We start from the raw sequence: 12,052 nt of genomic DNA on the forward strand, positions 1-12,052 counted from the left end.
GGGACACGCGCCCTACACCTGCGAACCCGATCGCATCGCGTCCAACCCCTCCCGTTCCAACAATTTTCCTTTACCCAAAAGCGCCACTTCGCCAATGACCCCTTCCGCCATGCCTGAAAAAGCGTCCTTCGGCCACTACGAGATCACGACCCGCGGCGATGGCTCGCCGGTCGAACTCGGCCGCGGAGCGATGGGCATCACCTACCGGGCGTGGGACACCAGCCTGGAATGCCCCGTGGCGCTCAAGGTCATCAACACCGAGCAACTGCGCACCCCCGCCGCCGGCCAGCGCCTCGTCCGCGAAGCGCGCGCCGCCGCCCGCCTGCGCCACCGGCACGTCGCCTCCGTCTTCCATCTGGGCATCGATAAGGACGTCTACTTCTACGCCATGGAATTGCTCGATGGCGAAACCATCGAGTCCCGCGTCCAGCGCGAAGGCCCCTTCTCCACCGCCGAAACCCTGCGCCTCGCCACCCAGGTCGCGCGCGCCCTGAACGCCGCCCAGGAGCACCACCTCGTCCATCGCGACATCAAACCCGCCAATCTCATGCTCGTCCGCGAGGACGACGAGATGATCGTCAAGGTCATCGACTTCGGCCTCGCCAAAGCCGGCGCCACCCCCGCCCCGGACTCGTCGGAATCCGTCCACGGCTTCATGGGCACGCCGCACTTCGCCAGCCCGGAGCAAATGCAGGAGCGCGAACTCGACGGCCGCTCGGACATCTATTCCCTCGGCGTGTCGATGTGGTTCATGCTCACCGGCCGCGTCCCCTTCGGCGGCCCCCTCGCCCAGGTCATGAGCCAGCAGCTCAACATGGAGCCCCCCTTCGCCTCGCTCCGCCACACTCCCCCGCAGATGGTCGTGCTGCTCCGCAAGATGCTTTCCAAGAATCCCGACGAGCGTCCCCCGTCCGCCGCGGCCCTGCGCAAGATGCTCGAGCAGATTTCCCAAGACCTCGTCGGCTCGGGCCTCGCCGCCTCGGCGGCGCCCGCTCCCGGGAAAGAGATCCGCCCGGAGAAATACTCCACCGCCTATCGCACCGGCGTGATCCTCCAGGGCCGCTACCGCATCGTGGGCGAACTCGCCGACGAACGCCTCGGCCGCGCCTTCCAGGTGGAAGACGCCGAACTCTTCCGCGCCGCGCGCCTCATCATCCTCCACCGCTACCTCGTCGAGGACACCGCCGTCTACGCCCAGCTCCAGGATGAAGTCGCCCAGGCCGTCCCGCTCGAACACCCCAATTTGCTCCGCGTCTACGGCCTCGAGCTCGCCGAACGCGCCGCTCCCGCCCACCTCCTCCTCATGGAGTGGACGAACGGCTTCTCCCTCCTCGACCTCCTGCGCAACCGCCGCAAGCTCGACACCCGCGAAGCGCTCCCGCTCATCAAGCACGTCGCCATCGGCCTCGATTACGCGCTCCGCACCGGGCTCAAGCTGGTCTCTCTCTCGCTCGGCGAAACGCTCGTCCACTTCCCCGACACCGAAGCCGTCCCCTCCGAGACCATGCTCCTCCGCCGGCCCGTGACCGATTGGCCGACCTTCCACGTGCGCTTGCAACCGCTCGCCGGCGTCCGCGGTGCCATGCCCGACGAAACCTGGGGCGGCGATCGCACGGTGGTCGGCGGCGTCCTCTCCGGTCCCGCGCCCGTGGAGAATATCCACGACAAATATCTGCGCGACCTCACCGCGCTCACCTACGAACTCCTCGGCGGCACCGGCACCGTCGGCGACCGCCGCGGCCCGCTCGCCGCCGTCTCCGAGGAGGGCAACGAAATCCTCCGGCGCGGCCTGGCCAGCCCGGAGACTTTCACCACCGCCCGCAGCTTCTACGACGCGCTGCAAAAAACCGAGGGCACGCGCGAAGTGCTCCCGCAGGGCACCGTCGGCGAAGACATCCGTTTTCAATGCAGCAATTGCGCGCAGTGGCTGGTCATCGACGCCGATGCCCGCGGCGCCGATCTCGAGTGCCCGACCTGCGCCAAGATCCTCACCGTCCCCTTCGCCACGCCGGTCGCGCCCGCCCGCCGCGAGCCGCGCCTCAAGCCGAAGATCCTCATCGTCGAGGACAACGAATTGAGCCGCGACATGCTCTCGCGCCGCTTGCAACGGCGGCAATTCGAAGTCGTCCTCGCCATCGATGGCGTGGAAGGCCTCCAGATGGCGCAACTGGAGCGCCCTGACTTGATCCTCATGGACATGAACCTGCCCCTGATCAGCGGCTGGCAGGTCACGCGGCAGCTCAAGTCCATGCCCGAGATGCGCGACCTGCCGATCATCGCCCTCACCGCCTACGCCATGCTGGACGACGAAGTCAAAGCGCGCGAAGCCGGCTGCGACGACTTCGAGCCCAAGCCGCTGGAGCTGGCCCGCCTGCTGCAAAAGATCGAAGGCCAATTGCAGAAAACCAAGCCCGCATGAGCGACTCCGCCACCCTCGCTCCCGACCGGCTCGCCACGCTGCGCGACCACCTGCGCACGCCCACCGCGCGCCTCCTCGACCACGCCCAGAAATTGCAACTGCACGCCGAGGACCTCGGCCAGGAAGTCTTCCTCCCGGAACTCTACAAAATCCAAAGCGCGGGCAAACACCTGCTCGAGATCGTCGACGAACTCGTGGGCCCCTGGGCCGCGACCATCGACGACATCGACTTCGCCCGTCTCCGTTTCGAAGTCCGCGGCTCGCTCAACCACACCGTCGGCTACATCGAGATGCTCCAGGAGCGCGCCGACGAACTCGAGCAGCGCGGCTTCCTGCCCGACCTGGAAGCGATGCGCGCCGACTGCCGCCAACTGGTCGACGTGTCCAAGGCACCGCCCCCCGCCGCGCCCACTCCCGCCGCCCCCACCGCCCCCAGCCGGCTGCCCGCCTCTTCCGCCAGCACCGCGACGGAGGAACCGCCCGCCGCCGGCACGCTCCTCGTGGTCGATGACAACGTGCAAAGCCGCAACCATCTCGGCCGCGAGCTCCAGCGCCAGGGCTACCGCGTCGTCCACGCCGGCAGCGGCCCCTCCGCCATGGAACGGCTGCGCGCCGACACCTTCGACCTCGTGATCCTCGACGTCATCATGCCCGGCATGAGCGGTTACGAGATGCTCCAGTGGCTCAAGGCCGACCCCAAGCTCCAGGACACGCCCGTCATCATGATCTCCGCGATGAGCGAAATCGAGCACGTCGTCCGCTGCCTCGTCATCGGCGCCGACGATTACATCACCAAGCCCTTCGAGCCCGTCCTGCTCAACGTGCGCATCGGCGTCTGCCTGGAACGCCACCGCTGGCGGCAACAGGAGCAAAAGTACCTCCGCCAGCTCGAGGAAGAGCGGATCCTTTCCGAGCGCCTGCTCCTCAACATCCTGCCAAAACCCGTCGCCGCCCGCCTGCGCCAGGGCGAAGACGTCATCGTCGACGCCCTGCCCGACGTCACCCTGCTCGCCGTCCAGGTCCTCCCCTTCCCGCCCACCGACGCCGCCAGCACCACACCAGCCGCTGCCGCCACCGAAATGGTCGCCCTCCTCAACGACATCTTCACCACCTTCGACCCCCTGGCCCAGCAATGGGAAGTGGAGAAAATCAAAACCCACGGCCACACCTACCTCGCCGCCTGCGGCCTCTTCCCCCCGCAACCCGACCACGCCTACACCGTCGTCGACCTCGCCCTCGCCCTGCAACGCGCCATCGCCACCCTCGCCGCCACCCGCCAGCGCCCGCTGCACCTCCGCATCGGCATCCACACCGGCCCCGTCATCGCCGGCCTCATCGGCCTCCACAAATTCAGCTACGACCTCTGGGGCGACACCGTCCACTTCGCCACCCACCTCGCCACCACCGCCCCCCCCGACCGCATCCAAGTCTCCCCCGCCACCGAGACCATCCTCCGCGACCGCCACCGCTTCGAACCCCACGAGCTCGAAATCCCCGGCCAGGGACTGACGACCAGCTACTTGCTGTTCACCGATCCCCCATCCGTTTAAGCGGTTGTCTCCGCCCAAATTGAAGCGGTCGTGCAATGCATCTGGTTCACTCCCGCAGGCGGTATTTCCAATGTAGACGATCGGGATGCGGCTCAATCGCATTTGCCCGCTGCTCCGTCAAAAGAATGATCGGTCCGCGCTGAGTTCGATCAAGCGTGTTGGTGGCGATGATGCGGACGCGCATTCTTCCATCTCCCACTTCATCTACCGAGAGAATACCTTCTCCCTCCATTATTCCTGCCGCGTCTTTGATCGAAAAATCAATGGAGGCGTCCTGTAAATCGGCCAGCTTCCAGCGCGTGTGATACCAATACTCCGGAGGCATCCCGCAGCGTTGCGTACCGCCCATCAATGGTCTATCGAATTCTGCCCCTGAAAATCAGGAAGGCGATAGTGCAAACAAAGAACATTCCAATCGTAATGCGCGCCTGTGCATCATCCCTGCTGCGCCCTTGGCGTTCCAAGTATTCGCACTGCTCAAATAGGGCGATAGTGATTATTACTCCTCCGACCCCAGCAGCACACGCGATCAAAACGTGTCGCAGAATGTCCGAAAACGCATCCACGCACTCTATTTTCCGGACTTCTCGCGTTTTTCCGTTCTTCTTTCCTCCGGCGGTTTGACTTTCGCCAAGGCCAACGAGGAATCAAAGTCCATCAGAATTCGGATCGGCTTTGGCTTTGGCATAAGGTCAGCGTTCGCATGCGCTACCACTCATCGTCAACAGTGCTGGACACGTGCGCTCTGGGGGGCTTGGGAGCCGGGTCAGATTTTATGTCCTCGTAGAAAAAACTGTTCTCGATCATCTCGGCGATCATTTCGGGCACCATGAACTGAATTCCATGAAGGATTATGCGCACGATCTCCAATATCCCGGTCACGATCGGCAGGAGCACTCGGCACAGAAAAGGCGCGAACAAGATCAGGGCGGGTAGCCAGCCAAGCAAGAACACGAACATCATTGCTGCCCCACTCATGGGCTTGGGAAGCAGCAAGCTCGCGACGTACAGCAATCCAACGACACTGGATGACCCAAGCAACATCCACTTCGTAAATCCGAAAAACATTTTCCGATATTCGGCAACCATTAGTCCGAATTGTACGTCTCTATGTTTGAGTTGCATCGCGTGTGTCCAGTAGTCGCGCCGCTCATTGCGGCGAAAGATGAAATGTGTGTCAGCGAGAATCCGCCCGCAGCGCGGCGCCCGTCAACGGGGAAACGGAAACGAGGGAAGCGGGGGCAACTCTTGACGCTTGACGCCCTCATCAAAAGCTCGGTGTGGGATCCACATCCGGATGTTCTCCCCCAACATTGACTCCCCTGCTCGACGGTTGAGTTGGAAAGATTATGCTGACTCGCGACTACAATGTCCGACGACCTTTTCTCCACTCCCGAGCCGAGTCCCAAGATCGGGGAATACGACCTGGCGACCTACCGGCAGCTCCTCGCGCAGCTCGCGGCGCACGGGCTCACCATCGGCACGTCTTCCTGGAAATATCCCGGCTGGAACGGGCTCATCTACGACGAGGCGCGCTACCATTATCGCGGCCAATTCGCCAGGACGCGCTTCGAGCAGGACTGTCTTACGGAGTATGCCGAGACCTTCTCCTCGGTCTGCGTGGACCCCGGCTATTTCGGCGAGGGAAGCTCGGTGGCACGCAAGACGGCCCAGTAGACAACGCCGGAGTAGGCCTGCGGCGCGGTGGGATCGGGCTTGCGCACGGCCTGACACACGAGCAGTTCGATACGGATGCCTTCCGTCGCCCAGGTGTCGGTCACCGTGCCGTCTTCGCCCTCGGGGACATCCTCCTCCGCCGGGAACGCGCCCGGTTTCACGACGCGGGTAAATTTGCTGTCGCCGATGTCTTGAAAATCCTGCCACGCGTCTTTCACCGTGGTGGCGTAATCCGCCGGCGGCCGGGCCATGCTGGTGACCCGGATCTCGGACACCGGCACGTCGGGTCGCAGACGCACATCAACGGAAATCCGGGCATCGGACGACACCAGTTTGCCGGGCCTTTTCGTGCCGTTGATCACCAAATGGTTGCGCACGTCGGAGGCATTGAGCAGCCGTTTCTTATCGAGGGAGAGGCGCACGAGCAGGTCATGGGCGTCCACCCGGCTCATGCCGAATTTCACCGGACCGAATGCCTGATGCCGCAGCGTAGCCGCGCTGAAAATCAAGGGCAGCGCGAGGAGCAAGAGACGGGTGGTTTTCATAAACGGATCAAGTGGGGCAGTCTGGGCGGTGGTGGCCGGAAAAAGCTACGATTCCGCCCGACGGCGAGGCCAGACGATCTTTCGCCTCTCGTTACCAAAGTGAGGTGTCGCGGAGGGCGAGGTCACGGCCACTCTGTGGCCGCGGTTCCGCCTTCCAGGCGGGCGCACCAACTGTTCCGGTTTGCTCGCCTTACCACAGTACCCCAATGAAAGCTTGACTAATGCTGGGAAAAATGGCCATCTCGCGCCTTCCTAGGAAAGGCGCGCCGAAAACGACCCGGAAAGATCCCCTCAATGCCAACCGAGCCCGATCCACTTGAGAATCTGCGTTCGCAGCTGGAGATTTTGAAGAACCAATTCAAGTTGGATCTCGAAACCGAGATGGCCAAAGCGCGTGAGCATCGCGAGCAGGTCGAGAATCTGAAGGACCGGTTCAAGCTCGATCTCGACGCGGAAGCAGCGAAAGCCCGCATCCACCGCGAGCAGACGGAATACGAGATGAAAGGGCAGCAGACGGCGATGGAAAAAGAGGTGAAGGAATTCTTTTGGAAGGAAGCGGACAATCACCGCGAGTTTCTGGAGAAGCTGGAAAAAACCCGCACCACGCGCACCGCGGTCTATGGGACGATCAGTGTGATCATTATCGGAGGATTCATCGCTTTTGCGGGAACGCAGATCAAAGAAAGAATGTCCGTCGCGGAAGATGTCGTCCAGCAGGAGGTCAAACGTGCGGAAGTGGTGGTCGATAAGGAGGTCAAACGCGGCGAAGATTTTGCCAAACAGCAGGCCAGTGATGAAGGGTTGAAGGACACCATGCTCCGGACCGCGGTGGCCACGATGAAACGGCAACTCCAGACGGGCATCAGCGAACAGACCGCTTCCACCGTGGAAGCCCAGCTCGGCGCCGCGAAGACCGAAGTGGCCCGCCTTGCTTACGGCACGGGGTCGCGCTGGAACGGTCAACTGAAGCCGCTCGACGCCGAGGATTTGCTGGATCGGATCGAAGTGCTCCTCAATCTCTATGCGGAGCAACTGGGGCGCAATGAACTACCGGAGGAACGTCGCGAGGCCCTGCAAGCCATCGTCCTGGGAATTCTGGATCTTTCCCAAAGTAATCTCGAGGCGGCTAAAGATCAGTTTCGGCGAGCCAAACGTTATGATCGTAAATTTCCGGACTCTTATTCGCTGCTGCACTACGTCTTCACCCTCGGGTCGGTTTACATCGGCAATGGCGATTATAGCCGGAGCTCTGAGGCTGAGACGGCCACAGAAGTCGAGGGCCTGCGGGTCTTGGGGAAAGATGTTTGGTCGACCCACCCGGATGTCAACCGCCTCATTTTGGGGTGGGATATCTCGCAACTGAAAGAGGCCATCAAAGACGAAAAGGATGCGCCGGCCCGGGAAGAAAAAAGAAAGCAGGTAAAAGAGAAGATTCAGCTCCTGGAAAAACACGCGGAAGCTTTTCCGCGGGCGTCCAATTTTCGGACGGTCGGCTTGCTCCACTGGGCCGATGGCGAAGCGCAGGACGGCCTCAGATTCTTACAGAAAGCGCGCGATGCCAACCCAGCCTTCGTTTCCGCGGCCAACGATTTTCTCTGGTGCGCGACGCATGATGACAAAATGGCGGAAATCGGTTCACTCTCGAACGCCGCAGCGTTTTATGGATCGCTACCGGAAGCTTTCGCCCAAATCCTGGAGCAGGCGGATGAACTCGACCCCCGGCCGGCGGCGGCGCGATCCCCGGACCTCTGCGACACGTTGGCCCACACTTATTTTGTGTTATGGAAAACCGCCGGCGCGGAAGCGGCTAAAGTCGCGCGCGACCCACAACTTTCCGATCCCGGGACTGAGCCATGGCAGGATCGAGAAGCCGCGTTGCGGAAAAAAGTGATCGATGCCTGCCAGCGGCACCTCAACCTGACCGAGCCCACCACACTCAAGAAAAGCGTGAATCATCCCCGGCAACTCATCCAGGAGATGCTGCTCTGGTGCGCCACCCACGACCGCGCCGCCGTGGAGAATGCTTCCGTGAACAATGCGCGAGGGTACTATTCGACAGTTCCAGTGGCTGTTTCGAGAATCCAAGCGCTGACGGATCAGCTCCATGCAGTGCCTCCCGAGGAACAGTCCCCGTTCCTTTGCGAAACGCTGGCCCACGCTCGTTTTGTCTTGTGGAAAACCAAAGGCGAGGAAGTGAAAAAAGCCCCGCCCGCCCCGGAGGACAAGGTTTGGAAAGAGCTGAAGGATCTGCAGCAAAAAGCGGTCGCCGCTTGCCAGCAACACCTTCATCTCCCGGAACCCGCGGCCGGGAAAAACGAGGATGCCCAGGCGAGAAACGCGACGCAGAATATGCTGCTTGACTTGACGAAAAATTGAATAGACATCCGCCCCTAGGCGTCTTTAATTGTAACTGTGAAAACTTTATTCACCATCGTCTTCCTTCTGCTTTCGGCGTGGACCGCTGTCTGCCTGGCGGGACCGCATGAAATGATCAAGTAATCCCTCCGCCAGGAGAGGATTCAGAGCAACTCCGCCCGGACCGAGGGGGGGGTGAGTGGCCCTCATCGTGGTCGTGCCCGTAATCAAATCACTGCTGGCTGGGCAGGTTCCGCCGCCTCGACATCGTTTTTGAACCTCGCTATCAAAGTGAGGCTTGGGTGACGCACCTCTCCGGTCGCAACTGCGTTGCGTGGCGTGGGCGGGACAAGGAGAGCGGGCGACTGGCGAGCTGAGACCCATTCGACAAGCTCAGGCAAGCTCCGCCGCTTCCACAGCGTTTTCCTCTTCTCCTTGTGGCCAAAAGCTGAACGTTTATCTCTATTGTTCCATGTCCATGGCCGTCTTTAAATCGAAGCACCCGGGGTGGCTGGGGAAGACCTCCCGTCCAGTGGCGGACTTTCACAACTATTACTACTTTGAGGTGCTCGCGGATTTCCTGCGGGGCCCGGCGGGCACTTTTGACATCGACCAGGACGACGGCGGCGACATTGTGCCGGAACATCTGGCGCTTTTGCGGGAGAACTTGCTCGCGGCTCAGCGCCGGTTTTCCGCCCTGCCCGCCGCTTGGGAACATGTCTTCGACACTTTCTCCTTGGATCCGCGCACGAAAGAACACCAGCCCATTCAGATTCGCCGACCCATCGACAATGGCATCCTGCTGCCGCTCATCGAATCGCTGCTATCGGCCAGCGAGCAGGCGGAGAGAGACGGCGAGTTCCTGATCTTCATCGGGGACTGAGAGCGGCGGCTCAAAGAGGAGCGCTTGGGAAGCGCCCAAGGGCAGTTAAAAGCAGCGCCTCCTGGCTCGCCGGCGACAGTCTCAGGGCAGGCTCCACCCGCCTCTGCCGCGTTTTTTTTCTTGACTTTTCGAAACAGAAATGCTAGGCTCCGCGTCGGAAAGATGAGGCAGGCGTCGGGTAGGAATTTCTACCGGCCGGGGAACGGAGGAAAGGAAACGCCATGGAGGCAAGTTCGAGATGATGCAGATGATGACTTCAATTCACGGAACCAGCACCGCTGCAGCCAACCGGTGGAGGGCGGGTGTCCCCACCCGCCGGGCTGGCACTGCGCACGGACGCTCCCCCGGCGCGTGAGGACACGCGCCCCACACCCGACAGGGAGTTCCGACCAGTTCCGGATCCGACGTTTGGCAGCCACACTTAGCTCCTGGCTCTTGGTATTCCACTTACAGAGGAGATCGCACCAAATCGCACCCATCCCCTCGTGCCCAAACTCCATTTGGGCACGCAATTGCGGGCGCAACTCCATTGCGCTGGGAGGGGGTGCTCGCAAATCGACGTTCGCGCTGCTTTCCGGCCACTCTCCCAGCTCCCGTCTACAGAGGCGATCCCACTCGATCCCACCCGATCCCACTCGATCTCACCCATGAAAAATCGCACCGAATCGCACCCATGAATCCGCCCGCCTCGGGTCGCAATCCCTTTGAGCGCATCGACGCCTCGCACGGCTCAGACCAGCGATTTATGACAGCTCCGGCACCAGTAGGTGTTATTGGGGTTGAGTGCTTTGCAGTAGGGGCAATCCCACAGCACCGGATCGAAGATACCGGTCGCGGCGTTGTAGCGATAGTCTTCGCCGCGTTGCCGGCCGCCACAGGTCGCGCAGACCACAAAATCGCCCTCGTGTTGGTTCCCTCCCAACTGCACAAACCGCGTACACGGCTGCTCCGATTCGCAATGCGGGCACGAAAACCTCCCTTGGATCACATCCGTGCGGCGCTTTTTACGGGTGAGCAAGAAAAGCAGTTGAGCAAGCATGGAAATGCGTCGCCTCGTTCGGTGGCACCAGACGCAATCCGCGTTTGCCGTGACCGGCGCAAGCTCGAAAGCGCCTGCGGGAAAGATTGCAGCGTCGCCAGGTCCCGCGACGGCAAGATTACTTGCTCCTGCCACTCCACCACAGAGACTCGAGCGGAGCGTGAGGCCAGCCGAAGGCTGCCCCCGAAGGGGATGGCAGCGGCGGCTGCCAGCAAATCGCACCGAATCGCACCCATGAATCACCCCGCTCCGAACGACAAACCCGTCCGGCTGGCAGGTGTAGGGCGGGTGTCCCCACCCGCCGGGTTGCCGCTGCAAACCGAATGCTTGCCCGGCGCGTGGGGACACGCGCCCTACATCGTCGATCCAGTGTAATCGCGCTCAATCGTGCCTAATCGTGCCTCCAAATTTTCCCGAACTACCCCGGAGCCCATCCGCAAGTGACTTGTCTAAAAGTGAACCCTCTCTTCGCGTGTCATTCTGAGCGGAGTGTACCGGAGTCGAAGAACCCCGTCGAACAACCAGCGACACCACTGGTAGAGCGACGGGGTCCTTCGACTTCGCTCAGGATGACATCGCGAGGGGTGCGCGATCTATTTCACAGTCTCTACGGCCATCTGTGCAATTCAGAAAAGACACGGCCTGTACACGGCGCAGCATTCCGCTTCATGTCATCCTCCAGTGCTCCGTGATCGCCCCTCTTCATCCTTCATCCTTGCGCCTTTCCGCCCTCCCTTCCCTGTCATACCGGGGACAAATGCCTTGCCATCCCCCTCGCCCCTCCTAAATTTGCCCCCCTTCTTTTTAACTCGATGATCGATATCCAGCCCAACTACGCCGCCGTCAAGCAAGGCCTCATCCCCCTCACCCCGCAGGAGAAGATGAAGCTGGATAAGGACGGCCTCGACGTCATCCACGACATTTATCGCTATGCGCAGACGGGGTTCGCCTCAATCGATCCCAGCGATTTCGACCGGATGAAGTGGTACGGCGTCTACCGGCAGAAGCCGAAAGAATCGGGCTTTTTCATGATGCGCCTGCGCATCGCCGGCGGCCAGCTCACCGCCCTTCAGGCGGCCAAGCTCTGCGAGATCTCCGAGCGTTTCGGCCACGGTTTCAGCGATATCACCACGCGCATGACCATCCAGTTCCACTGGCTGCGCATCGAGGACATCCCGACCATTTTCTCCGAGCTGCAAAGCATCGGCTTGAGCACCAGCGGCGCTTGCGGCGATATCGCCCGCAACGTGGTCGCCTGCCCCGTGGCCGGCATCGATCCCAATGAGATCATCGATGCCACCCCGCAGATGCTGGAGGTGAACCACGCGCTGGAAAACAACCGCGCGTTCTCCAATCTCCCGCGCAAATACAAGATCAGCGTGAGCGGTTGCTGCATCCATTGCGCGCAGCCCGATATCAATTGCAACGGCGTCTTCGGCCTCAAGCGCACCGTGAATGGCCAGGAAGAGCGCGGCTTTGGCATCAAGATCGGCGGCGGGCTGAGCTCGGCGCCGAAGCTGGCCAAGCTGCTCCCCGTTTTCCTGAAGCCGGAGCAGGTCTGGCCGGTGGTCGAGGCGGTGAGCA

At 61.7% G+C, this 12,052-nt stretch carries 11 protein-coding genes; 7 read left to right on the forward strand and 4 right to left on the reverse strand.

Annotated features, from left to right (window positions below; genetic code table 11):
• Positions 1–109 precede the first annotated feature (109 nt).
• Together ABJF10_RS23340 and ABJF10_RS23345 are read left to right on the forward strand one after the other, a co-directional pair.
• Positions 110–2,419, forward strand: coding sequence for a protein kinase (locus tag ABJF10_RS23340; RefSeq protein ID WP_348547024.1), 2,310 nt, complete (start codon positions 110–112; stop codon positions 2,417–2,419).
• Positions 2,416–3,969: an adenylate/guanylate cyclase domain-containing protein gene (locus tag ABJF10_RS23345; RefSeq protein WP_348547025.1), complete on the forward strand. Its 1,554-nt coding sequence runs from the start codon at positions 2,416–2,418 to the stop codon at positions 3,967–3,969. The genes ABJF10_RS23340 and ABJF10_RS23345 overlap by 4 nt, the downstream gene beginning before the upstream one ends.
• 46 nt (positions 3,970–4,015) lie before the next feature.
• Here ABJF10_RS23345 and ABJF10_RS23350 read toward each other — a convergent pair whose 3' ends face one another.
• Entirely contained in the window at positions 4,016–4,318 is a 303-nt protein-coding gene (locus tag ABJF10_RS23350) for a hypothetical protein (protein ID WP_348547026.1), read from the reverse strand.
• 359 nt (positions 4,319–4,677) lie between these two features.
• Positions 4,678–5,094, reverse strand: a complete 417-nt coding sequence (locus tag ABJF10_RS23355) for a hypothetical protein (RefSeq protein WP_348547027.1) — start codon at positions 5,092–5,094, stop codon at positions 4,678–4,680.
• Positions 5,095–5,337: 243 nt separating this feature from the next.
• Between ABJF10_RS23355 and ABJF10_RS23360 the strand changes: the two genes are divergently transcribed.
• On the forward strand, positions 5,338–5,646 hold the full coding sequence (locus tag ABJF10_RS23360) for a hypothetical protein (RefSeq protein ID WP_348547028.1): 309 nt from the start codon (positions 5,338–5,340) through the stop codon (positions 5,644–5,646).
• Here ABJF10_RS23360 and ABJF10_RS23365 read toward each other — a convergent pair.
• The gene (locus tag ABJF10_RS23365; RefSeq protein ID WP_348547029.1) at positions 5,601–6,191 is read right to left on the reverse strand and encodes a hypothetical protein; all 591 of its coding nucleotides are present in this window, start codon (positions 6,189–6,191) and stop codon (positions 5,601–5,603) included. The genes ABJF10_RS23360 and ABJF10_RS23365 overlap by 46 nt on opposite strands.
• A 294-nt stretch (positions 6,192–6,485) precedes the next feature.
• Between ABJF10_RS23365 and ABJF10_RS23370 the strand changes: the two genes are divergently transcribed.
• Together ABJF10_RS23370 and ABJF10_RS23375 are read left to right on the forward strand one after the other, a co-directional pair.
• Positions 6,486–8,567 (forward strand): hypothetical protein, encoded by a 2,082-nt coding sequence (locus tag ABJF10_RS23370; protein WP_348547030.1) that lies wholly within the window; start codon positions 6,486–6,488, stop codon positions 8,565–8,567.
• A gap of 457 nt (positions 8,568–9,024) precedes the next feature.
• Complete coding sequence (locus ABJF10_RS23375; RefSeq protein ID WP_348547031.1) at positions 9,025–9,429, forward strand: hypothetical protein; 405 nt, start codon at positions 9,025–9,027, stop codon at positions 9,427–9,429.
• Positions 9,430–10,159: 730 nt separating this feature from the next.
• Here the strand turns inward: ABJF10_RS23375 and ABJF10_RS23380 are convergent.
• Positions 10,160–10,447, reverse strand: a complete 288-nt coding sequence (locus ABJF10_RS23380) for a hypothetical protein (RefSeq protein WP_348547032.1) — start codon at positions 10,445–10,447, stop codon at positions 10,160–10,162.
• A 255-nt stretch (positions 10,448–10,702) separates the two neighbouring features.
• Here ABJF10_RS23380 and ABJF10_RS23385 point away from each other — a divergent pair, with 255 nt between their 5' ends.
• Together ABJF10_RS23385 and ABJF10_RS23390 are read left to right on the forward strand one after the other, a co-directional pair.
• Positions 10,703–10,843, forward strand: coding sequence for a hypothetical protein (locus ABJF10_RS23385; RefSeq protein WP_348547033.1), 141 nt, complete (start codon positions 10,703–10,705; stop codon positions 10,841–10,843).
• 437 nt (positions 10,844–11,280) lie between these two features.
• Positions 11,281–12,052 (forward strand): nitrite/sulfite reductase (locus ABJF10_RS23390; RefSeq protein WP_348547034.1); only part of this gene is annotated, 772 nt, incomplete at its 3' end.

Source organism: Chthoniobacter sp. (assembly GCF_040003245.1).
Classification (GTDB): Bacteria; Verrucomicrobiota; Verrucomicrobiia; order Chthoniobacterales; family Chthoniobacteraceae; genus Chthoniobacter.

Excerpts from the sequence above, each read along its gene's own strand:
- ABJF10_RS23340 (WP_348547024.1), top strand. The coding sequence starts at position 110 with ATGCCTGAAAAAGCGTCCTTCGGCCACTACGAGATCACGACCCGCGGC.
- ABJF10_RS23345 (WP_348547025.1), top strand. The coding sequence starts at position 2,416 with ATGAGCGACTCCGCCACCCTCGCTCCCGACCGGCTCGCCACGCTGCGC.
- ABJF10_RS23350 (WP_348547026.1), bottom strand. The coding sequence starts at position 4,318 with ATGGGCGGTACGCAACGCTGCGGGATGCCTCCGGAGTATTGGTATCAC.
- ABJF10_RS23355 (WP_348547027.1), bottom strand. The coding sequence starts at position 5,094 with ATGCAACTCAAACATAGAGACGTACAATTCGGACTAATGGTTGCCGAA.
- ABJF10_RS23360 (WP_348547028.1), top strand. The coding sequence starts at position 5,338 with ATGTCCGACGACCTTTTCTCCACTCCCGAGCCGAGTCCCAAGATCGGG.
- ABJF10_RS23365 (WP_348547029.1), bottom strand. The coding sequence starts at position 6,191 with ATGAAAACCACCCGTCTCTTGCTCCTCGCGCTGCCCTTGATTTTCAGC.
- ABJF10_RS23370 (WP_348547030.1), top strand. The coding sequence starts at position 6,486 with ATGCCAACCGAGCCCGATCCACTTGAGAATCTGCGTTCGCAGCTGGAG.
- ABJF10_RS23375 (WP_348547031.1), top strand. The coding sequence starts at position 9,025 with ATGGCCGTCTTTAAATCGAAGCACCCGGGGTGGCTGGGGAAGACCTCC.
- ABJF10_RS23385 (WP_348547033.1), top strand. The coding sequence starts at position 10,703 with ATGAATCACCCCGCTCCGAACGACAAACCCGTCCGGCTGGCAGGTGTA.